The organism is Nocardioides hungaricus (genome assembly GCF_054782915.1).
The window spans coordinates 476,366-497,471 of the sequence record NZ_BAAGRO010000016.1 but is presented as its reverse complement, the minus strand read 5'-3'; the positions used below and the strand labels follow the sequence as shown (position 1 = coordinate 497,471).

Sequence of the window (21,106 nt, the reverse complement as noted above, 5' to 3'; positions counted from 1 at the left end):
CCCTCCCAGGAGGCCCTGATACAGACCGCCTAGACAACGACTGTCTCACCAGCCTTGACATCTTCCGGCCGAGCGTGCTGGGAATCAGTCCCGGATCCCCTCGATAGACTTCGGCGTGGTGACACCGGCCGTCGTGAATCGCTGGGAATCAGTCCCGGATCCCCTCGATAGACTTCGCCCGGACAGTGACCCTGCGGACGTACGGCTGGGAATCAGTCCCGGATCCCCTCGATAGACTTCTTGGCAGGCAACACGGGCTACACCCGCCGCTGGGAATCAGTCCCGGATCCCCTCGATAGACTTCTCGGCGGCCAGGCCCTCGGCAAGAAGGTGCTGGGAATCAGTCCCGGATCCCCTCGATAGACTTCGGATCGCGGCTCAGGCGGCGTACGAGCGGCTGGGAATCAGTCCCGGATCCCCTCGATAGACTTCCGCGCAGGGTGTGGGTGGACCCGAAGGAGCTGGGAATCAGTCCCGGATCCCCTCGATAGACTTCGGTGCCCGCGGCAGGGGTGACGCCGAGCGCTGGGAATCAGTCCCGGATCCCCTCGATAGACTTCGGGCTCCGTCTCCTACACGATCTCCGTCGCTGGGAATCAGTCCCGGATCCCCTCGATAGACTTCCGGCGTCCCGCCAGCCGAGCTGCTTCCTGCTGGGAATCAGTCCCGGATCCCCTCGATAGACTTCAGGTGTCCGGAGACGTGGCGCCGGTCTCGCTGGGAATCAGTCCCGGATCCCCTCGATAGACTTCGAGCGGGCCATGGTCGGCTACGCAAGTTGCTGGGAATCAGTCCCGGATCCCCTCGATAGACTTCAGAGAACCAGGAAAAGGCATCCTGACCAGGGCAAACGTCACCGGTCAGGCTCAAGAATCTGGCGTCTATCGAGGGGATCCGGCCCAGCGGACCACCACACGGCGCCAAAACCCCGCATCAGAACAGGGTCAGCAGGTCTGGCGGCTCCGAGGGCTCTTCTTGCTCGGCGTTGAAGAACCTGAGCGCCTTCGACCACTGGCGGTCGGTGATCGATACGATCTCCACCCTCCCCTGCCGAGGGACCTGGTCGCGCATCTGCATGATCTCGGGAACCACACTCGTCCCCGTCGGCACGTAGCGGACGTAGACGCTGTACTGCTCTCGTGACCAGCCAAGGTCGATGAGGAGCTTTCGGTACTTGTTCGCCTTCGTACGCTGAACCTTGGTCTTCACCGGCAGGTCAAACATGACGACGCTCCACATGCCAGACTCGTCACTCTTCGCCATTAGCGTCGACCGCCTGCTTGGGACCGGACCATGCCAGCACCCGGAGTTTCTCGACGTCTCCCTCGACGTAGCGACCCACCTGCTGAGCAAGATCATCGAAGACCTTGGGGATCCGATGCCCTTCACCGGAGAACAGCTGCGAAGCAGCCGAGACCAAATCGGCCTTGACCGACGGGTGGCGGATGCTCGCGCCCTCGCCAAACCTAGCAACGACATGATCAATGGCCGGCCGGAACGGCTCAATCAGGTCGTCGACAAGGTTGAAGTAGTTGCCTCGACCGTGATGGAAGAAGCCGATCGGCGGGGATAGCCCTGCCGACAGCGAGGCGCGCACGCCGTAGCCGCGAAGGACCATGTAGCCATAGTTGAGCATCACGTTGACGTCATCGCCGGAGCCCTGATCGCGTCTGAACTCACCGAACAGCAGAGACCAGTAGAAGCGGGCCGCTTGCGCCTCAAGGTTGTCCGGGTCGCCCGAGCGAACTCTGGCCGCCAGCCCGCGCAGGTGCTCCGACCCGAGATCGTCACGCTCGGCCAACACGGCAGCTTGGCCACGAATCTTGGCTCGGATCAACTGCATCCAGGCGTTCTTCCTACGCGGCAGGCTCAGCTCCGCCTGGGCGATGTGCCGCGCGGCCACTCGCCCGTGCTCGGCCCAGGGATAGAAGCCGGCGAACGGCACGCCCTTCCAATCGCAGGCCAGAGTCGCAATGTCGTGCTTCGCCAAGTAGTGGAGTGCCGTGGTCGAGAACTGCGTGTCGCTCCCCAGGAGGAGAACAGCGACCTCTTCCGCTGGGACCTCCCGGCGGCTGCCGTCGCGACCGTCGAAGGTAACGCGTCCGCGGGCGCCTCCAACAACCCCTTGAAACGAGGTCGCATCAAGAACCCGCCAACCGCGCGCCACGGCGACTACCCGGCAGACCAGGAAACAGGGAGGTGAGCATTCGACACGAGTCGTGGGCGGCCAAGCGCATCGCGTCGGACAACGCTTGGCCTGGTCGAACTGAACAGCGCATTCACACTCGGGCGCCACGACTTGGTAGTGAGTATTGACCTGGCCACCGCGACCTGTCCCTCTGACGCGCCAGAGAGCTCGGCGAATCGGTCCAGACCTTCGCCGGCCAGTTGCAAGGGACGGAGATTCACGATGGTCGCAGTTTCAAAGCCGCTCACGATCCAGCGTCGGATGGGCTCCTCGAAGGTCGACATGAATGTGCCGATGGCATCCCGATCCAACGCCGCCGGGTCGATTAGGAGCTCATCGCCTGGGACTAGCCACCCGACGTACTCAAGTTGGGACAGATCCGCGCGGCCGATCGACGGATGAGCGTTGCGCATCGAGATCCAGGACTGATCGGGCTCCACTGCGAAGAGATCCTCGCGCCGGTGCTTGTAGAGATCGGCAGCGAAGACCCGCAGCATCCCCCATTTCGGTTTGCCCTTGTCGGTCCAGCGATAGATCCGGGCGTGGTGGATCGAGTCCCCGAGCTGTGCCCAACCCTCGCGGACCAGCAACGCCGCCTTGCGCTGGATCTCTTCCTTCGAGGCATCTCCGAAGAAGCTGATCTCGTCGTCCGGGGCAAGGTGACTGCCGTGGAGGCGAAGCCGACGCTCCGGGTTCTCCGGCAATCCTTCGACTGGATCGAAGCCGCGATCGCGGGTCAGCGCGTGCCACAGCGCAGGAGTCGACGCCGCATCGATCTCATCTCGCGTGCACGCCGCGGAGACGAGCCGTCTCACGAGGGGGCGCACCGTGTCCTCATGAACGCGACCGTCGCCGAGCCGAAGTCGCAGGTTCTCCATGACGACAACCCTGTCATCGGCGAACGCCTCGCCCAGAAGCTCGGCCAGCTTTCCCATGGATGCCCGCCACTCGACGAATCGCGCCTTCGCGGCCGCACTGTTGCCGGAATAGGTCTTCCAGTCATCCTGCTTCTCTCGCGGCTCGTAGTCACGTGACGATCGCAGGCTGTTGCGCTCGGCCAACGTTCGAGCGACAGACGCATCCAGGAGCGTCACCACGGCCGCGTCTACCGCGTGGTGACGTCGGTCGAGGCGAGTCTTTCCGCCACCGCCGATGAACGGGATCTTGTCGGCGATGCCGGCCGCCTGACGAGCACCAGCAGTCACCGCACCCTGGTAGACCGACACCTCGGTGCCCGACCCGAAGTGCGCGGCGACTCGACCGCGCAACTCATTGGCCATCCAGGCCACCGACTCCATCGACCGGCCGTCGATCTCCGGGTCGGCTTCCGTCCGCTCCAAGCGCTCCTTCACGTCAGCGACGAAAGGCGACCAAGTACGTGGACTGAGGCCCTTGTCCTTGGTCCAGAAACGCAGCCGCGCAACGGCCTCTTCCACCGTCACCTCTGGGCGCCTACTCCGAGTCGCCCACACGCCGAAAGGGACGTTGCCCTTGGAGCGGTTGCAGGAGATGCAGACGGCAGCAAGGTTCGAGCGCGTGTTGGTCGATCCGACCCCCTTGCGCGGAACGATGTGGTCCAGCTCGGAGTTCTTGAACGTGATCGTATCTCCGCAGTACAGGCACTGTCCTTTCTGCCGGGTGATCGCGTCGTATCGCCGTACGTCGGCCATCGTGGTGCGGCCGCCATCATTCTCACCGGCCTTTATTCGCTGACGCTGGAGCTCATTGGCCTCCATGCGACGCTGCATCTCCTTGTCGCGGCTGTCGACCGTCGCTGCGCTCACGAACGCCTCGCGGACGTGCTCGAGCGTCACCTGAGCCGGGACGCCCCACTCAGCCTCCGCTGCCTCCGTGAAGCGGCCGACGATCTTGAGCACTCGGTCGACAGCCGGGTTTCCAACGGGCGCGTTGATGGGCTCGGCCGGCGGGGTCCAGTCCTCAGGCACATCGAAGAGTGCTCGACGCGCTACATAGAGGTCGCCATCGTGACCGAGCAGGAAGTCGATGATCTGCCGCATGGTGCCCAGCGAGTACGCCGCCCGGCCCGCCGGAAGGTCCAGGCTGTCGAGCGAGCCCAGCGCTTCCTCGTCAAGCCCGAAGATGACCTCACGCGCCGACGAACCGGCCGGGCTCTTGTCATCCTCGAACCCATCCGCCAGGAGCAGGATCAAAGCGTCCCGAGCGTCGCGATCTGCCGCATCCCACCACACCCGGAGCGGAGAGAGCGGCTTCTTGACCTCCCGCATCCGGGCATTGGTGACCATGGTCGGAGGTCGCTGAGGCAAGCGCTCCTGCCCGTCATGCAGCACGGCGGTGCCAGTAAGCGCACCGCGGGCCAGGTCGACAACCTTGGCGATGTCGGACCACGTCGGCTGGTCCCTCGGCTTCAGGTTCACGAGGTGTTCGTAGGCGCGCGTGCGCTCAACCAAGGTGAGCGGACGGACGCCATTCCCATCCTTCGCTCTGACGTTGGCGAGAGTCGTCAGTATGGTGAACCGCTGGAACGTATCCGTCGCCTTGGGAGCTCGCAGCTCACCGTTCAGTGGGTCCTTGCCGATCCGCTTGATCCACGATCCTCTCGGCGACTCGGCCTGGAACGTGACATCGATGATCTCCCGGAGCCGCTCGTTGGACAGTCCCTGCGTCCGCGCCCAGGCATGGATCTCGTTGGCGTTGTCCTGCTGCATCAGTTTGCCGCCGAGATAGCTGTCCGATGTGCGATCGTCACGGCGCTTCGCCGTCTTTCCCATCCGAAGCGCACGCCGGTTGTTGTGGTCGATCGCGGCGATCGCCAACTCCGCGACGGTCACGTCGTCAGCGAACGTCCGGCCGACTGCCTCCTCAACACGAGCTCTGTAGGCCACGAACTGTTCGCTTGGAGCCCCTGCGCGGTAGAAGGCATTGGCAGAGTGGTAGGGGTTGCGCCACCCACGATGACGGGCAAGGTGACGGAGCGCGCATACCAGTGTCTGGCCCAACTCGCGCTCATCGACGATCTCATTCGCCGACAGTCGAGCCCGCGCCCGCCATGGTGAATAAGGGTCGGAACTCCGACTGGGCTCGGACCAGCCCCACTCCTTGAACTTGTCCTCAAGATACTGCAATCGCCGGCGCCGGCGCCGCACCAGACGTCGCGTGCGCCGCGCCATCCCCGACGCAGCAAGCCTAGTCGTGTTGGTCTTCGGCTCTAGTACGCCGGAGTCGTGGAGATGGGAGATGGCGACCAGGATCTCCGTCGGTCGACCCAAGGCGTCGTACTCGATGGCAGCAAGACCCACCGAATGGGTGCCGACATCGATGCCGATCCTGTAGCAGCGCGGATCGCGCGGCGCGGTCTTAGCCATGCTCGAAGACTGGCAGAGACCCCCGACGTTCGCCGGAAAACTTCGCATGTACTCGGCAAGAGCCACCGCGGCAGGACCTCAGCGCGAACTTGGCCGGGACCGATGAACATCAACCGGCCAAACGCCCCCGCAGGTCAACGGGCGGCATTCCGAGTCTCCCGGGATGCGGGCTAGACATGCTTGGACGGGAAAGGCCCTCCGAACTGCGTTCTACAGATCGGAGGGCCTCGTCGTCGGCGACCCCGACGGGACTCGAACCCGCGGCCTCCGCCGTGACAGGGCGGCGCGCTAACCAACTGCGCTACGGGGCCAGGTGCCTCCATGCGGAAGCGGTGGAACTCTAGCCGACACACCACTCGGTTACACAATCGGCGGTGTCTCGCACCCCCAACGGGATTCGAACCCGTGCTACCGCCGTGAAAGGGCGGGGTCCTGGGCCGCTAGACGATGGGGGCCGGACGTGCACCGAGAAGCATAGGGTCCGGCCGACGGGCGCTCCAAAGCCGGCCGGGAGGGGCGGACGCGGTTTTCGTGGGCCGGTGAGGGCTCCTGTAGGGTGTGCGTCGCTCGGGCAGGTAGCTCAGTTGGTACGAGCGTCCGCCTGAAAAGTGGAAGGTCGGCGGTTCGACCCCGCCCCTGCCCACCGAGCACGATTCGGCCTCTGGTCTGCGGCTGCGCAGATCGGGGGCCGTTTCTCTCTGCGACTCTCTCTGTGACGGGAGGCTCGCTGGCAGGGCAGAAGACCATACCCGAGGCCACGCCCCCCTCGCGCCGTGCGGAATGTCGCCGAGCGACGACTTTCGGATTTGTCGTAGAGCGACTACATTTGGATCTGTCGCAGCGCGACGACATTGCCATCCAAAGGGAGACCACCGTGAAGGCCACCACCGTCCGCGATCTGGGCGCCCACGTGCGCTCCGCTCGCCGCGCCCAGGGGATGACCCAGGCCGGGCTCGCCGAGCGACTCAACGTCAGTCGCGACTGGGTCGTGCGGCTCGAACAGGGCCACCCTCGCTTGGAGGCTCAGCGCGTCCTCGACGCCCTCGTCGTGCTCGGCCTCAACCTCGACGTGACCGCCCCGGCGGCGGCGCCCCGAAGGACCGGGAAGCCTCCGGAGGCGGTGAGGGCCGCGAAGACCGCCCGGGCGAAGTCAGGTGCCTCCACCTCGAAGAGGCCCGGAGCCGCTCGCGCATCGAAGAACGCATCGCCGAAGAAGGACCCCTTCGACGTCGTCTTCCGGGGTCGCTGATGGCCCGCGTGCGGGAACTGCGCGTCTACCTCGACGGGATCCCGATCGGCACCGCGACGCAGACCCCTCAGGGCGCGCTCTCCTTCGTCTACGACGAGGACTACCGCCTCGACCCGGAGGCGACGCCCTTGTCGTTGTCGATGCCGCTGGCGCGGGCCGAGCACGGCACCAAGGCGGTGCGGGCGTACCTGGACGGCCTCCTGCCCGACAGCCCATCGGCTCGCCAGCGGTGGGCGCGCCAGTACAACGTGTCGCCCGGCAACCCGTTCGCGCTCCTGCTGCACGTCGGCCGCGACGCCGCCGGCGCCGTCCAGGTCCTTCCACCGGAGGTTGCGGCCGGCGACACCCTGGCGCGCGACGGCGACATCGAGTGGCTCACGGACGACGACTTCGCGGCCATGGCACACGACCTTGCCGAGAACGGCGAGAGCTGGGACCCGGGCCGCTTCGGCGGCCGCTGGAGCCTCGCGGGCGCTCAACCGAAGATGGCGCTGCACCGCGACCCCGACACGAGCCGGTGGGGCATCCCGCGTGACGCGACGCCGACCACCCACATCATCAAGCCCGCGATCGAGGGCTTCGCCCAGCACCACATCAACGAAGCGCTGTGCCTGCGCGCCGCGCACGAAGCCGGACTCTCGGCCGCAGAGGTGGGCCTCGTCGAGGTGGCAGACGTCCAGGCGGTGATCTCGCACCGCTACGACCGCTACCAGGAGGACGACGGGTACTGGGTGCGGGTCCACCAAGAAGACCTGTGCCAGGCGCTCGCGGTCCACCCGGAGCGGAAGTACCAGAGCGACGGAGGTCCCGGCGTAGGCGACGTCGCCGACCTCCTGGCCAGGCTGCCCATCGGCGACCGTGAGATCAGCGCGGAGCGGTTCTTCAAGTGCCTGGCCTTCAACGTCCTCGTCGGAGGCACCGATGCCCACGCGAAGAACTACTCCCTGATCCTCTCCGGGCCGCGGGCGCAGCTCGCTCCGTTGTACGACGTCGCCTCGGCAGCGCCGTACCAGCAGCACGAGCGCCTGTCCACGCCGATGAAGGTCGGGGATCACTGGAAGATGCTCGACGTCACCACGGGGGATTGGGCCAAGGTCGGCCGCCGCCTCGGGATCCATGCGGATCGGGCCGTCGCCTGGATCGAGGAGCTCCGCCGGGACCTCCCCGCCGCCTTCGCTCGAGCCGCGGGGTCCCTGCCCGACGACGCCGGAGCCGAAGCCGAACGGATGGCGAGCCGGATCGTCGAGCACGTCGAGGGGACATGGAAGCCCGACCTGACCAGGAACCCTTCGCAGGTGCTGGCCGGGACCTCGACTCCGGGGACGCGCGGCACCGGCACTCACTGAAGTCGCGCTCCGACGAACACCGGCGACCGCCGCTGCCTGGTCAGGCGCCCGGGTCAGGCGCCCGGGTCAGGCGCCCGGGTCAGGCGCCCGGGTCAGGCGCCCGGGTCAGGCGCCCGGGTCAGGCAGAGCGCTCCCGCGGCACCTCGAGGCGGGGTACGCCGCCGAGGCCGAGCCGGTAGCGGACGTGGTCGGCGTACTGCTCGAGGGTGCGGTAGAGCGTCTGGTGGGCGGACCAGGGCAGCGGCTCGGCGCCGTCGTACCAGCTCTCGCCGAAGGAGATCCACACCGGCGTCCACGCGACGGCGTCGTCCCAGGCGCCGCGCTCGGCCATCAGCATCCGGCGCCTGACCTGGAAGGCGCGGCGGGGTCCGTCCGCGCAGGTCGGCGCGGTCGCGATCGGCCAGAGCCGCAGGTCGAGGGACATCAGGTGCACCTCCAGCTGGGGCAGCACGCCGGGATCGACCAGGACGGTCGCGACGTTCTCGTGGGGCGCGCGCTCCATGCGCGCACGCTCCCCGCTCAGGTGGGGACACGTCAAGGAGCATCTGGGGTCAGAGCGCGCGGACGCGCAGGCAGCCCCGTCAGGACGGGCCGAACGCGAGCAGCGCCAGGACCGCGGCGACGACGGCCGCGACGTCGACGACCGCGTCCCCGGTCGGAGGGCGCGGCGGGCCGGTGAGCTCGGCGATCCGGTCGACGAACGGGTCGCGCTCGGGGCGGGTGCCTCCGCAGAGGTTGGCCTCCAGGGTCCGGCCGGCCGTCGACGCGAACACGACGTACGCCTGCCCGACCCGCATGCCCTCGAGACCGCAGGAGGCGCCCCAGCGGGCCGAGGTCACCTCGGCGGTCGTCGCGACGTCTCCCTCGAGCACCCGGTCGACGTCGAAGCGGTAGGTCACGGGATCGGTCGAGGAGACGACGCCGTCCTCGTCGGGCGGCGGCACGTCGGTCGCGGTGAGCGTGCCCGTGAACACGGTGTCGGCGTACTGGAGGAGCTGCCTCTCCCCCGAGATCGCACACGAGCAGGCGACGGACGATGTCGGGGTCAGGACCACGAGACCGAGGGCGGCGAGGAGGCCGGCGAGGGCGAGCCGGAGTGACGTCACGGCGGTACGACGCCGGCGCGACCCGACCGGTTCCGGCCCAACTCCCGGCCACCCTCGTGCGCCAGCTCCCGGCGGCGGGGTAGGAATGGAGCCATGAGCGCGGACGACGGCGACCTCGCCGCTCGCCTGTTCGCCCTGATCCCCGACGGGCTCTGGGTGTTCGACGACGAGGGCAGGACCACCTGGGCGAACGCCCGGATGGCCGAGATCCTCGGCCGCGCCCCGGAGGAGATGGCCGGGCTGTCGGTGTTCGACACCCTCGACGAGCAGGGCCGGGCCGACTTCCGGCGGGGGCTCGACGCGATGGTCGTCTCGGGCGAGCCGGGGGAGAACCTCGACTCCTACTTCGTCCGCCCGGACGGTACGGCGGTGTGGGGTCGCGTCAGCTACGCGCCGGTGATCGAGGGCGGCCGGCGTACCGGCTGGCTGCACCGGATCACCCCGGACACCGAGCGCAAGGAGCTGCTCGACGCGCTCGCGATCCGCGAGCACCAGCTCGCCACCGCCCAGCGGATCGCCCACATCGGCAGCTGGTCGTGGGACGTCGTCGACGACCGGATCGTCTGGTCCGACGAGCTCTGCTCGATCTTCGGGGTGCCGCAGGGCGTGCTCGTGACGTACGCCGACTACCTCGAGCACCTCCACCCCGACGATCGGCAGCTGGCGCGCGGCGTCATCGAGGACGCCGCCGAGCTGGGCACGGAGTACTCCTTCGACCACCGCATCGTCCGCCCCGACGGGGAGGTCCGCTGGATCCGCGGCCGGGGCATGATCGAGCGCGGCCCGGACGGTGCGCCCGTCCGGATGAGCGGCACGTCCCAGGACATCACCGAGATCCGCAACGCCGACGACCAGGCCCTCGACGCCAACCGGCGGCTCTACCTCCTCCAGCAGATGGCGATGGCCGCCAACCGCGCTGCCGGGCTCCGCGAGGCCCTGGTGATGGCCGGCGCCGGCGTACCGGAGCACACGACGTGGGCCGCGACCTGCGCCTACCTCTACGACGTCGAGGGCGAGCCCGAGGTCCTCGATCTGCGGGCCCCGGGGGTGAGCGTCGAGCACGACCGCGCGCTCGCGGAGGAGGCCCGCGACTCCGGCCGGGTCACGGTCGGTACGCCGTCCGAGCGGTCGGCCACGCACAGCCTGGTCGCGATGCCGGTGCACCTCGGCGGCGAGGTGGTCTGCGTCGTCGAGCTGATCGCCGATGAGGTGCCGCCGGACGAGAACTCCCACCAGCTGATGGCCCAGATCGCCCACCAGCTCGGTGTCGTCGCCGAACGCGAGCAGAGCGCGGCCCAGCTCGCGGAGGCGCGCGACGACGCGATGGAGGCGTCGCGGCTGAAGTCGGAGTTCCTGGCGACGATGAGCCACGAGATCCGCACGCCGATGAACGGCGTCATCGGCCTCACCGACCTGCTGCTGCGCACCAGCCTCGACGACCACCAGCGCAAGCTCGCGGAGAACCTCCAAGGCGCCGGCCTGACCCTGCTCGGGATCATCAACGACATCCTCGACCTGTCCAAGATCGAGGCCGGGAAGCTCGAGCTCGAGGCGGCCGACTTCGACGTCCGCGAGGTCCTCGACCAGGTCGCGGGCGTGCTCGGCGGGCCGGCCCACGAGAAGGGGCTCGAGCTGATCGTCGGCTGCGCGCCCGACGTACCGCACCTCGTGAGCGGCGACTCGGTGCGGTTCGGCCAGGTCGTGACCAACCTCGGCTCGAACGCCGTGAAGTTCACCGACAGCGGCGAGGTCGCGATCCAGGCCCGCCTGGACGCGCGGACGGCGACCGGCGCCGTGCTGCGCGTCGACGTCACCGACACCGGCGTCGGCATCGCGGCCGAGGAGAGCGAGCGGCTCTTCGACGCGTTCACGCAGGCCGACCCGTCCACGACGCGGCGGCACGGCGGCACCGGCCTCGGGCTCGCGATCTCGCGCCAGCTCGTCGACGCGCTCGGCGGCGAGATCTGGGTGACCAGCGAGCCGGGCAGGGGCAGCACGTTCTCCTTCACCGCCCGCTTCGCCTACGCCGACGGGGGTGGCGCGCCGACCGCGGGCCGGCGCGAGCTGCGCGGCCGCCGGGTGCTGGTCGTCGACGACAGCGCCACGAGCCGGGCGGTCCTCGGCGAGCAGCTCGAGCACTGGGCGATGCGGCCGGTCGCCGTGGCGGACGCCCGGGAGGGGCTGGCCACGCTGCGCGAGGCGGCCCGCTCGGGACAGCCGTTCGAGGTCGCGGTGCTCGACCTCGTCATGCCCGGCACTGACGGGCTCGAGCTGGCCCGCCGGATCCGCCGCGACCCGGCGCTCGCCGACGTCGCGCTCCTGCTGCTGCGCCCCGACCAGTCGGTCACCCGGGAGGAGGCCGAGGCCGCCGGGGTGCACGCGTCGCTGAGCAAGCCGGTGCGCCACGCCGAGCTGCGCGACGCGCTGCTGGCGCTGGTCGGCGCCGACGCCACGGGCCCCGAGCCGCGGCAGCGGAACAGGCCCGGGCTCGGCGTGCACGTGCTCGTCGTCGAGGACAACCGGGTCAACCAGCTGGTGGCGACCGGGATCCTGGAGAGCCTCGGCTGCACGGTCGACGTGGCGGACGACGGGATCGCGGCGGTCAACCTGCTGAGCCGCCCCCACGACTACGCCGTCGTGCTCATGGACTGCCGGATGCCGCGGCTCGACGGCTTCGACGCAACCCGGCGGGTACGCCGGCACGAGCCGATCGGCCGCCGGGTCCCGATCATCGCGATGACCGCATCCGCGCTGGAGGGCGAGCGGGAGCGCTGCCTGGCCGCCGGCATGGACGACTACCTCCCCAAGCCGGTCGACGCGGCCGAGCTGGAGCGGGTGCTGCGCGAGTGGGTGCAGCCGGCGGGTGGTCCGCCCTCGCCCGCACCCGAGCCCGTGTCCGAGCCGGCCGACGACGTCCTGGACATCGAGCGGACCGAGATGCTCGACGGGCTGGTCAAGGACGGCGTGAGCTTCTTCCAGCGCACGGCGACCTCGTTCATCAACCGGATCCCGGCCCAGCTCGTGGCGATCCGGGAGGCGATGGACCGCGACAACGCCAACTCGCTGCTGACCTCCGCGCACCTGGTGAAGGGCAGCGCGCTCAACCTCGGGCTCCCCCGCGTCGCCCGGTCGGCCCAGGCGCTGGAGTCGCTCGGCATCGCCGGGACCACCGAGGGCTCCGAGCCGCTGCTGGCCGAGCTCCATGCCGAGGTCGAGCTCGCCGTCGAGGCGCTCGAGCGTGCCACCGCCGAGCCCCGCTGACCTCCGCTTCGAGGTCGCCGGCCGCCGGCGACCGGTCGGCCTCGTCGTGCCCGGCTCCTCCCTGGCCGAGACGGTCGCGCCGTACGTCGCCGCGACCGGGCCGGGCGACCTGGCGCTGTCGTCGGGCCGCGACCGGCTGGTCGCGCGGTACGACGGGAGTGCGGCCTGGCTCGAGGTGACCGCGGGCGGCACGACGACGCGGCACCGGTCGCGGCGGTTCGCCCGGGCCGGCGGGCCGGTGCGCGAGGTCGGGCTCGCGCTGACCGGGACGCACCTGACCGTGCTCACCCGGGGACCCGGGCCGTGGCTCGCCCGCGGGCGGGTCGACCTGCGCGACCGGGTCGACACCCACGCCGAGGGCTGGCTCGCGGGGCTGACCGCGGACGCGCCCGTCACCGGGCGGTTCGGACAGCTCGGGCTGCGCGACCTGCGGGTCGTCGACGGCGCGCCGGACGGCCGGATCGTGCTGTCCGCGACCAGCGCCGGGCCGGGGTTCTTCGACACCGCGCACACCTCGCTGTGGGAGCTCGATCCGCGCGCGCTGACGCTGACCCACCTCTCCGACGTCTTCTTCCGTCGCCCCGACCGGCCCGGCGCGTACGGCGACCACGCGACCCACGTCCTCCGCGAGGGCGGCCGGTGGCTGGTGGCGACCAGCACCTGGGGCGACTTCGACGAGCGGCGGCGGCCGGTCGCGGCGACGATCGCGTCGACGGACGCGGACCTGCTGTCCGGCGTACACCTCCTCGACACGGCGCCGCTCGCGCTGCCGACCGACGGGCTGCGGTCGGTCGGGGTGTGGGACCCGCACCTGGCCCGCACCGAGGACGGGTGGCTGGTCGGCTACGTGAGCGCGACCCGCTACTTCCGCTTCCACCCGGTGCTCGCGGCCGGTCCGTCGCTGGACGCGCTGACGCTGCGCGCCGCGGGAGGAGGCACCCAGACCGAGGGCACCACGCTCGCGCGGCTCGCCGGGGAGTGGCGGGTGCTCGTGAGCGACGGCGCGGCCCGGCGGTACCCCGTGCTCGACCTCGATCTCCGCGAGACCGGCCGGCTCGCCGCGCCGTACCCCTCGAACATCCCGTGGCCGACGCTGGTCCGCGACGGCGACTCGTGGCTGCTGGTGACCTTCGACGGGCGGCGCAGCGGCGGCCCGCTCCCGGGATACGGGACGCACGGGGACGTGCTGTTCCTGCGCCCGGCCGCGGGTCCTATCGTGTGAAGCAGGGCACGGCGCCACCCCTGTCGTGCCCTCCGCCGCCACACCACCCCGTGGCCGACCACAGAGAGCAGGACCATCCATGTCCGACGCCATGACCGATGTCTTCGACCTGGGCTCCGAGCACGAGCAGGTCGTCTTCGCGAACGACCCCGCCACCGGCCTCAAGGCCGTGATCGCGATCCACTCGACCGCCCTCGGTCCCGCCCTCGGCGGCACCCGCTTCCACCCCTACGCCTCTACCGCCGACGCGGTGCGCGACGTCCTCAACCTCTCCCGCGCCATGTCCTACAAGGCCGCGCTCGCCGGGCTCGACCTCGGCGGCGGCAAGGCGGTCGTCATCGGCGACCCGGCGACCCAGAAGTCGGAGGCGCTGCTGCGCGCCTACGGCCGGCACGTGCAGTCGCTCGGCGGCCGCTACCTCACCGCCTGCGACGTCGGCACGGACTCGGTGGACATGGACCACATCGCGCGCGAGTGCTCGTTCGTCACCGGCCGCACCGTCGCGCACGGCGGGGCGGGCGACAGCTCGGTGCTCACGGCGTACGGCGTGTTCCAGGGCATGCGCGCGGCCGCGACCGTCGCCTGGGGCGGCCCGTCGCTGGAGGGCCGGGTCGTCGGCGTCGCCGGGGTCGGCAAGGTCGGCCACCACCTGGTCCGGCACCTGGTCGAGGCCGGCGCGTCCGTGATCGTGACGGACGTGGACCCGGCCGCGGTCGAGCTGGTGCGCTCGGAGCTCCCGTCCGTGCGGGTCGCGCCGGCGACCGCGGCGCTGGTCGCCTCGGAGCTCGACGTCTACGCCCCGTGCGCGCTCGGCGGCGCGCTCACCGACGAGGTCGTCGAGGTGCTCGCCGCCCGCATCGTGTGCGGCGCGGCCAACAACCAGATCGCGCACCCGGGCGTCGAGAAGACGCTCGAGGAGCGCGGCATCCGCTACGCGCCCGACTACTGCGTGAACGCCGGCGGGCTCATCCAGGTCGCCGACGAGCTCGAGGGCTTCTCGTTCGACCGGGCGCGACAGCGCGCCACCGGCATCTTCGACACGACGCTCCGCGTCTTCGAGCTCGCGGCCGCCGACGGCATACCGCCGGCGATCGCCGCCGACCGGCTCGCCGAGCGGCGGATGCGGGAGGTCGGCCGGCTGCGCGGGGTGTGGCTGCCGGGGGGCTGACGGCTCGTGCGCGCGGCGCGAGGACGAGCGTCAGTCGCGACGGGAGTCGGAGTAGTCCGACCACTTGTCGAGCTCGTCCGGCTCGAGCTGGCCGGTGTCGTCCTTGTTGGTCTGCCCGTGCAGCTCGTTGGCCAGGGCCCCGAAGTCCGTCTCGTGAGTGCGGTACTTCAGGTCGCGGGCGACCTTCGTCTGCTTGGCTTTCGCTCGGCCGCGCCCCATAGGGTCAGCCCCCTCGCACACTCGGCCGGGGCTCATGGCTCCCGGGCTGTCTCAAAGAGTTGTCGTGCGGCCAACGCTACCTGTTGGGCGGCTGTTCCCGCACATCGGATCGCGGAAGATCACCAACCGGGATGCCGATTCACCAGGTCGACCGCGCCGCCGCGCTCTCCGGCGGGGACCACCTCGCCCGCGACCCACGCGCGGACGCCGTGCTCCGACAGTACGCCGACGGCCGCGTCGGCGTCGTCGGGGTGGGTCAGCGCCACCATGCCGACGCCGCAGTTCAGGGTCGCCTCGAGGTCGGGCTGGGAGATCCCGCCGACCCGGCGGACCAGGTCGAAGACCGGCTGCGGGGTCCAGGTCGCGCGGTCGACGGTGGCGGCGAGCTCGACGGGGAGCACCCGCTCGAGGTTCGCGGCGAGGCCGCCGCCGGTGACGTGCGACATCGCGTGCGTGCGGGTGCGGTCGGCGAGCGCGAGGCAGGCCTTGGCGTAGATCCGGGTCGGCTCGAGGAGCTCCTCGCCGAGGGCGCGGCCGAGCTCGTCGACGTGCCGGTCCAGCGACCAGCCGGCGGTCGTCAGCAGCACCTGCCGGACCAGGGAGTAGCCGTTGGAGTGCAGCCCGGCGGACTCCATCGCGATCACGACGTCGCCCGGGCGGACCCGGCCGGGGCCGAGCAGCCGGTCGGCGTCGACGACGCCCGTGGTCGAGCCGGCGACGTCGTACTCGTCCTCGCCGAGCAGGCCGGGGTGCTCCGCGGTCTCGCCGCCGAGCAGCGCGCAGCCGGCGACGACGCACGCCTCGGCGATGCCCTTGACGATCGCCGCGATCCGCTCGGGCACGACCCGGCCGGTGGCGATGTAGTCGGTGAGGAACAGCGGCTCGGCGCCGCAGACCACCAGGTCGTCGACGAGCATGCCGACCAGGTCGAAGCCGATCGTGTCGTGCCGGTCCATCGCCTGCGCGACCGCGACCTTGGTGCCGACGCCGTCGGCCGAGGTGGCGAGCAGCGGGCGGTCGTACTCCTTCAGGGCGGAGGCGTCGAAGAGGCCGGCGAAGCCGCCGATGCCGCCGATCATCTCCGGACGCCGGGCCTTGTCGATCCAGACCTTCATCAGCTCGACGGCCTTGTCGCCGGCCTCGATGGAGACGCCGGCGGCGGCGTACGCGTTGGCAGGGCGAGGTTCGGACACGGAGCTCCTACGGGTTGTTGAGGACGGGCAGCGCCTTGTCGTACGCCGGCGCCCGGATCGAGGACTCCAGCAGGTGCTTGCCGAGCAGGCTCTCGTCGGGGAGCGCGATCGGGTACTCGCCGGTGAAGCAGGCCCGGCAGAGCCGGTCCGGCCCCTGTCCGGTCGCCTCGACCATCCCCTCGAGGGAGATGTAGCCGAGGCTGTCGGCGCCCACGCTCGCCGCGATCTCGTCGACGTCGAGGCCGTTGGCGATCAGCTCGGCGCGGGTGGCGAAGTCGATGCCGTAGAAGCACGGCCACTTCACCGGCGGGCTGGAGATCCGCACGTGCACCTCGAGCGCGCCGGCCTCGCGGAGCATCCGCACCTGGGCGCGCTGGGTGTTGCCACGGACGATCGAGTCGTCGACGACCACGACCCGCTTGCCGCGGATCATGTGCTCCAGCGCGTTCAGCTTGAGCCGGATGCCGAGCTGGCGCAGCGTCTGGCTGGGCTGGATGAAGGTGCGGCCGACGTAGGCGTTCTTGACGAAGCCCTGGCCGAACGGGATGCCGCTCTCGGCGGCGTACCCCGACGCGGCGGGGGTGCCGGACTCGGGGACCGGCATGACCAGGTCGGCCTCGACCGGGAACTCCCGGGCCAGCCGGCGGCCCATCTCGACCCGCGCCTCGTGGACGTTGCGGGCACTGATGGTGGCGTCGGGGCGGGCGAGGTAGACGTACTCGAACACGCAGCCCTTGGGGTCCGGCTCGGCGAACCGGTGCGAGCGCAGGCCGTTCTCGTCGATGACGATCATCTCGCCGGGCTCGACCTCGCGGACGATGCTGGCACCGACGGTGGCCAGCGCCGCATCCTCGGAGGCGACCACCCAGCCGCGCTCGAGCCGGCCGAGGACCAGCGGCCGGATCCCCTGCGGGTCGCGAGCGGCGTACAGCGTGTCCTCGTTCATCCACACGAAGCAGAAGGCGCCGCGCAGCTGCGGGAGGACCTCCAGCGCGCGCTGCTCGAGCGAGGTGTCCGGGTGGTGGGCGAGCAGCGCGGTGACCAGGCCGGTGTCGTTGGTCGAGTCCTCGACCGGCCGGGTGTGCAGCTCGAGCTCGTCGTCGGGGCCGGGCAGGTCGACGACCATCTGGTTGAGCTCGTGGGTGTTGATCAGGTTGCCGTTGTGCCCGAGCGCGATCGAGCCGTCGGCGGTCGGGCGGAACGTCGGCTGGGCGTTCTGCCAGGTGCTCGCGCCGGTCGTGGAGTAGCGGCTGTGCCCGATCGCGAGGTGTCCCTTGAGCGACTCGAGCGTCGTCTCGTCGAAGACCTGCGAAACCAGGCCCATGTCCTTGTAGACCAGGATCTGGCGGCCGTTGCTCACCGCGATGCCGGCCGACTCCTGGCCGCGGTGCTGGAGCGCGTAGAGCCCGAAGTAGGTCAGCTTCGCGACGTCCTCGCCGGGGGCCCAAACGCCGAAGACGCCGCAGGCGTCCTGGGGCCCCTGCTCGTGGGGATCGAGGGCCGCGGTCAACCGACCGTCGCCACCCTTGCGGGGGCTGCTCTGGAACGGCACGGCCCGAAGTCTACGGGCCCGCGCCGGGCCCGTCCCACCTCACCCGGCCGGGCGAACGGTTCGGGTCCGGCACCGTGTCCCCGACGTACCATGAGGCCCGGACCCCACCCAGACGAGGATGCGATGTCGCAGAGCGCAGCAGGCCTGGCGACGACCAGCCGTCCGACCGGCTGGTCGGACGCGGCGTCGCGAGACGCGCTCCAGCTGATCGCCGAGGGCGTCACGAAGGTGGCCGGGTTCGGGATCGCCGCGATCAGCGTCGTGCGGGGCGACGGCAGGCTCGAGGTGATGGCGGTCGCGGGCAGCGACGAGGCCCGCGGGGTGCTCGAGGGGCGCCGTACGCCGGTCGACCAGCTGTCGCGGGAGATCGAGAAGGCCGACGACTGGGGGCTGTTCCGCTTCGTGCCCCACGAGCGGCTCGACGCCGCCGCCGGCGAGCAGTGGGGTTGGGTCCCCGACATCGACCCCATCGACGACGCCCCCGACGCGTGGCACCCGCTCGACCTGCTGATCGCGCCGCTCCTCGACCACGAGGGCACGCTGCGCGGCACGCTCGCGATCGACGTCCCGGTCGACGGCCGCCGCCCGGGCGAGGGGCAGCGCGCCGTACTGAACGTGTACGCCGAGCAGGCCCGCCAGGCGGTCATCGTGGCCCTCGAGCGCGAGCAGCTCGCGGACAAGGTGCGGATGGCCGAGGCCGCGCGCCGCATCGTCCGCCGGGCCACCGCCCGGCTCAGCCTCGACCAGATCGTCGAGGACTGCACCGAGGCGCTGGTCGAGGGCTTCAACGCCGCCGGCATGTGGCTGCAGACCTTCGACCACGACGGCCACGGCGCGATCCACAGCGCCGCCGGCAACCGGATCGAGCTCAGCCCGGCGCTGGTCGCGATCGCCGAGGCCGCGGCCCAGCTCGCGTGGGAGCAGCAGCAGCCGGCGGTGGTCGCCCCCGGCCTGCCGTTCGGGTCAACGATCACCGAGGAGCAGGGCCGGCTGATCCTGGCGTTCCTCGAGGAGATCGGCGTCGAGTCGCTGCTGTTCACCCCGCTCGGCGCCGGGCCGGAGTGCCTCGGCAACCTGGTCCTCACGCGCCTCGCCGGTGCCCCGGAGTGGACCGAGGCCGAGGCGACCACCGCGCTCGACATCGGCCACGACCTGGGCCGCGCGATCCTCAACGCCCGCACCTTCGAGCGCGAGCACCAGTTGGTCGAGGAGCTCCAGGCGCTCGACACCTACAAGGGCCAGCTGATCGCGACGGTCGCGCACGAGCTGAAGAACCCGCTCACCTCGGTGCTGGGCCACCTGGAGATGCTGGAGTCGTCGCCGGACTTCTCCGGCACCACGAGGAGCTCGCTCAACGCGATGGACCGCGGCGCCCGCCGGATGGTCCGGGTGATCGACGACCTCCTGCTGCTGTCGAAGGTCGGCGACGTGGAGAACCCGGTCATCCCGACGCCGGTCGACCTGCGCAGGCTGGTCGACGACGCGCTCGACCTGGTCACGGTGACCGCCACCCGGAAGGGCGTGACCGTGCGCGCCGACGTACCCGACGAGGAGGTCCTCGCGCTCGGCGACGCGACGGAGCTGGACCGGGTGTGCGCGAACCTGGTCAGCAACGCGGTGAAGTACACGCGCAGCGGCGGTGCCGTGGACATCTGCGTGACCCGCACCGGCGCCGAGGCCGTGCTGATGGTCACCGACGAGGGCATCGGCATCTCGGAGTCGGACCGGGCGAGGCTCGGGACCGAGTTCTTCCGCTCCACCAACCCGGAGGCCGTCGCGGAGCCCGGCACCGGGCTGGGCCTGGCCATCGTCAGCAGGGTCGTGGCCCGGCACGGCGGCCGGCTCGAGATCGAGTCCGAGCTCGGCGCGGGGAGCACGTTCCGGGTGTTCCTGCCGGCGGCCTGACTGCCGCTCGGCTCAGCCCCGGCCGAGGTTGCGCAGCAGCAGCGCCTCGGCGAGCACGACCCGCTCGAACTCGGCGAGGTGCAGGCCCTCGTTGGCGCCGTGCGCGCGGGTGTCGGGATCCTCGACGCCGGTGACGAGGACGCTCGCCTCCGGGAACGCCTCGAGGAACTCGGCGATGAACGGGATCGACCCGCCGACGCCCATGTCGACCGGCTCGGTGCCGTCCCAGGCCTCGGCGAAGGCGGCGCGGGCGGCGTCGTACGCCGGTCCGGTGGCGTCGACCCGGGTGGCCTCGCCGGTGTCGACGACCGTGTGGGTCAGCGTCGCGCCCCACGGCACGTTGGCCTCGAGGTGGCGGATCAGGCACGCGGTCGCGTTGGCGGTGGTGTCGCCGGGCGCGATCCGCATCGAGATGCGCGCGCGGGCGGCCGGGACGAGGGTGTTGCTGGCACCGGCGACCTTGGGGGCGTCGAGGCCGGTGATGCTCAGCGCGGGCCTGGTCCACAGGCGCTCGACCGTGGACCCGTCGCCGATCCACTCGACGCCGGGGGCGGCGCCGGACTCGGCGCGCAGCCGCTCCTCGGGGTACTCGACGTCGGCGGCCGGGCCCGAGTGCAGGCCGGCCACGGCGACGTTGCCGGCGTCGTCGTGGAGCGTGCCGAGCAGCCGGGCCAGCGTCATCAGCGCGTCGGGCACGAGCCCGCCCCACATGCCGGAGTGCACGGCGTGGGTGAGGGTGCGGACCTCGACGTCGACGCGGACCAGGCCCCGCAGGCTGGTGGTCAGCGCAGGCACGCCGATGTCCCAGTTGCCGGAGTCGGCGATCACGATGACGTCGGCCTGCAGCCGCTCCTGGTGGGCCGTCAGCAGCGCGGGCAGGGTCTCGGAGCCGATCTCCTCCTCGCCCTCGACGAACATGGTGACGCTGACGGGCAGGTCGTCGCCGTACACGCGCAGCGCACCGAGGTGGGCGGCGATGCCGGCCTTGTCGTCGGCGGCCCCGCGGGCGTAGAGGCGGTCGCCGCGCTCGGTCGGCTCGAAGGGCGGCGAGTCCCAGTCGGCGTGGTCGTTCTCGGGCTGGACGTCGTGGTGGGCGTAGAGCAGCACGGTCGGCGCGCCCGCGGGGCCGGCCTTGTGGGCGATCACCGCGGGCAGCCCGCCGTCGATGCCGACGACGTCGACGGAGTCGAAGCTCTCCGCGCGGAACAGCGCGGCCACCGCCTCGGCGCTGCGGCGCACCTCGCCGGCGCGCTCCGGGTCGGCGCTGACCGACTCGATGCGGACCAGGTCCTCGAGATCCTTGCGGACGCTGGGGAGGACGGCCCGGACCCTGGCTCGGATGTCGCTCATGGG

Annotated in this window: 15 protein-coding genes, 3 tRNA genes and 1 CRISPR repeat array; of the genes, 7 read left to right on the top strand and 11 right to left on the bottom strand. The window is 70.9% G+C overall.

From position 1 onward, the window contains the following. Window positions 1–76 precede the first annotated feature (76 nt). Window positions 77–816: a CRISPR direct-repeat array (repeat unit 36 nt; unit sequence GCTGGGAATCAGTCCCGGATCCCCTCGATAGACTTC). Window positions 817–933: 117 nt separating this feature from the next. From cas2 to ACYVKX_RS07375, 5 genes are all read right to left on the bottom strand, one after another. Next, window positions 934–1,239: a CRISPR-associated endonuclease Cas2 gene (gene cas2 / locus ACYVKX_RS07395; protein ID WP_460830096.1), complete on the bottom strand. Its 306-nt coding sequence runs from the start codon at window positions 1,237–1,239 to the stop codon at window positions 934–936. A gap of 10 nt (window positions 1,240–1,249) precedes the next feature. Then, window positions 1,250–2,167: a type II CRISPR-associated endonuclease Cas1 gene (gene cas1, locus ACYVKX_RS07390; RefSeq protein ID WP_460830095.1), complete on the bottom strand. Its 918-nt coding sequence runs from the start codon at window positions 2,165–2,167 to the stop codon at window positions 1,250–1,252. A gap of 5 nt (window positions 2,168–2,172) precedes the next feature. Beyond that, a complete protein-coding gene (gene cas9, locus ACYVKX_RS07385) occupies window positions 2,173–5,532 on the bottom strand; it encodes a type II CRISPR RNA-guided endonuclease Cas9 (RefSeq protein WP_460830094.1) in 3,360 nt (1,119 codons plus the stop codon). Between the two features lie 237 nt (window positions 5,533–5,769). Continuing rightward, window positions 5,770–5,843, bottom strand: a tRNA-Asp gene (locus ACYVKX_RS07380). Between the two features lie 71 nt (window positions 5,844–5,914). Continuing rightward, window positions 5,915–5,987, bottom strand: a tRNA-Glu gene (locus tag ACYVKX_RS07375). Between the two features lie 114 nt (window positions 5,988–6,101). On the opposite strand from ACYVKX_RS07375, the gene ACYVKX_RS07370 reads away from it, so the two are divergent. The 3 genes from ACYVKX_RS07370 (at window position 6,102) to ACYVKX_RS07360 (ending at window position 8,127) form a co-directional block, all read left to right on the top strand. Beyond that, window positions 6,102–6,175: transfer RNA gene (locus tag ACYVKX_RS07370), tRNA-Phe, on the top strand. A 231-nt stretch (window positions 6,176–6,406) separates the two neighbouring features. Continuing rightward, on the top strand, window positions 6,407–6,781 hold the full coding sequence (locus ACYVKX_RS07365; RefSeq protein WP_460830093.1) for a helix-turn-helix domain-containing protein: 375 nt from the start codon (window positions 6,407–6,409) through the stop codon (window positions 6,779–6,781). Continuing rightward, the gene (locus ACYVKX_RS07360; RefSeq protein ID WP_460830092.1) at window positions 6,781–8,127 is read left to right on the top strand and encodes a type II toxin-antitoxin system HipA family toxin; all 1,347 of its coding nucleotides are present in this window, start codon (window positions 6,781–6,783) and stop codon (window positions 8,125–8,127) included. The genes ACYVKX_RS07365 and ACYVKX_RS07360 overlap by 1 nt, the downstream gene beginning before the upstream one ends. Before the next feature lie 118 nt (window positions 8,128–8,245). Here the strand turns inward: ACYVKX_RS07360 and ACYVKX_RS07355 are convergent, their stop codons facing one another. Beyond that, a complete protein-coding gene (locus ACYVKX_RS07355) occupies window positions 8,246–8,629 on the bottom strand; it encodes a hypothetical protein (RefSeq protein ID WP_460830091.1) in 384 nt (127 codons plus the stop codon). A gap of 79 nt (window positions 8,630–8,708) precedes the next feature. Next, window positions 8,709–9,233, bottom strand: coding sequence for a hypothetical protein (locus ACYVKX_RS07350; protein ID WP_460830090.1), 525 nt, complete (start codon window positions 9,231–9,233; stop codon window positions 8,709–8,711). Between the two features lie 93 nt (window positions 9,234–9,326). On the opposite strand from ACYVKX_RS07350, the gene ACYVKX_RS07345 reads away from it, so the two are divergent. The 3 genes from ACYVKX_RS07345 to ACYVKX_RS07335 all read left to right on the top strand — a co-directional run bounded on the left by ACYVKX_RS07345 (window position 9,327) and on the right by ACYVKX_RS07335 (window position 14,884). After that, window positions 9,327–12,494 carry a response regulator gene (locus tag ACYVKX_RS07345; protein ID WP_460830089.1) on the top strand — a complete coding sequence of 1,056 codons (3,168 nt, stop codon included), beginning with the start codon at window positions 9,327–9,329 and terminating at the stop codon, window positions 12,492–12,494. Continuing rightward, window positions 12,472–13,716 (top strand): hypothetical protein, encoded by a 1,245-nt coding sequence (locus ACYVKX_RS07340; RefSeq protein WP_460830088.1) that lies wholly within the window; start codon window positions 12,472–12,474, stop codon window positions 13,714–13,716. Before ACYVKX_RS07345 ends, ACYVKX_RS07340 begins: the two co-directional genes overlap by 23 nt. Window positions 13,717–13,795: 79 nt before the next feature. Continuing rightward, the gene (locus tag ACYVKX_RS07335; protein ID WP_460830087.1) at window positions 13,796–14,884 is read left to right on the top strand and encodes a Glu/Leu/Phe/Val family dehydrogenase; all 1,089 of its coding nucleotides are present in this window, start codon (window positions 13,796–13,798) and stop codon (window positions 14,882–14,884) included. Between the two features lie 30 nt (window positions 14,885–14,914). On the opposite strand, the gene ACYVKX_RS07330 is transcribed toward ACYVKX_RS07335, so the two are convergent. From ACYVKX_RS07330 to purF, 3 genes are all read right to left on the bottom strand, one after another. Next, a complete protein-coding gene (locus ACYVKX_RS07330; RefSeq protein ID WP_460830086.1) occupies window positions 14,915–15,103 on the bottom strand; it encodes a DUF3073 domain-containing protein in 189 nt (62 codons plus the stop codon). Window positions 15,104–15,222: 119 nt separating this feature from the next. Continuing rightward, window positions 15,223–16,296, bottom strand: coding sequence for a phosphoribosylformylglycinamidine cyclo-ligase (gene purM / locus ACYVKX_RS07325; RefSeq protein ID WP_460830085.1), 1,074 nt, complete (start codon window positions 16,294–16,296; stop codon window positions 15,223–15,225). A gap of 7 nt (window positions 16,297–16,303) precedes the next feature. Continuing rightward, entirely contained in the window at window positions 16,304–17,848 is a 1,545-nt protein-coding gene (purF, locus tag ACYVKX_RS07320) for an amidophosphoribosyltransferase (protein WP_460830084.1), read from the bottom strand. 123 nt (window positions 17,849–17,971) lie between these two features. On the opposite strand from purF, the gene ACYVKX_RS07315 reads away from it, so the two are divergent. Beyond that, on the top strand, window positions 17,972–19,753 hold the full coding sequence (locus ACYVKX_RS07315) for a sensor histidine kinase (protein WP_460830083.1): 1,782 nt from the start codon (window positions 17,972–17,974) through the stop codon (window positions 19,751–19,753). Between the two features lie 12 nt (window positions 19,754–19,765). Here ACYVKX_RS07315 and ACYVKX_RS07310 read toward each other — a convergent pair whose 3' ends face one another. Beyond that, window positions 19,766–21,103: a M20/M25/M40 family metallo-hydrolase gene (locus ACYVKX_RS07310; protein WP_460830082.1), complete on the bottom strand. Its 1,338-nt coding sequence runs from the start codon at window positions 21,101–21,103 to the stop codon at window positions 19,766–19,768. Window positions 21,104–21,106 lie beyond the last annotated feature (3 nt).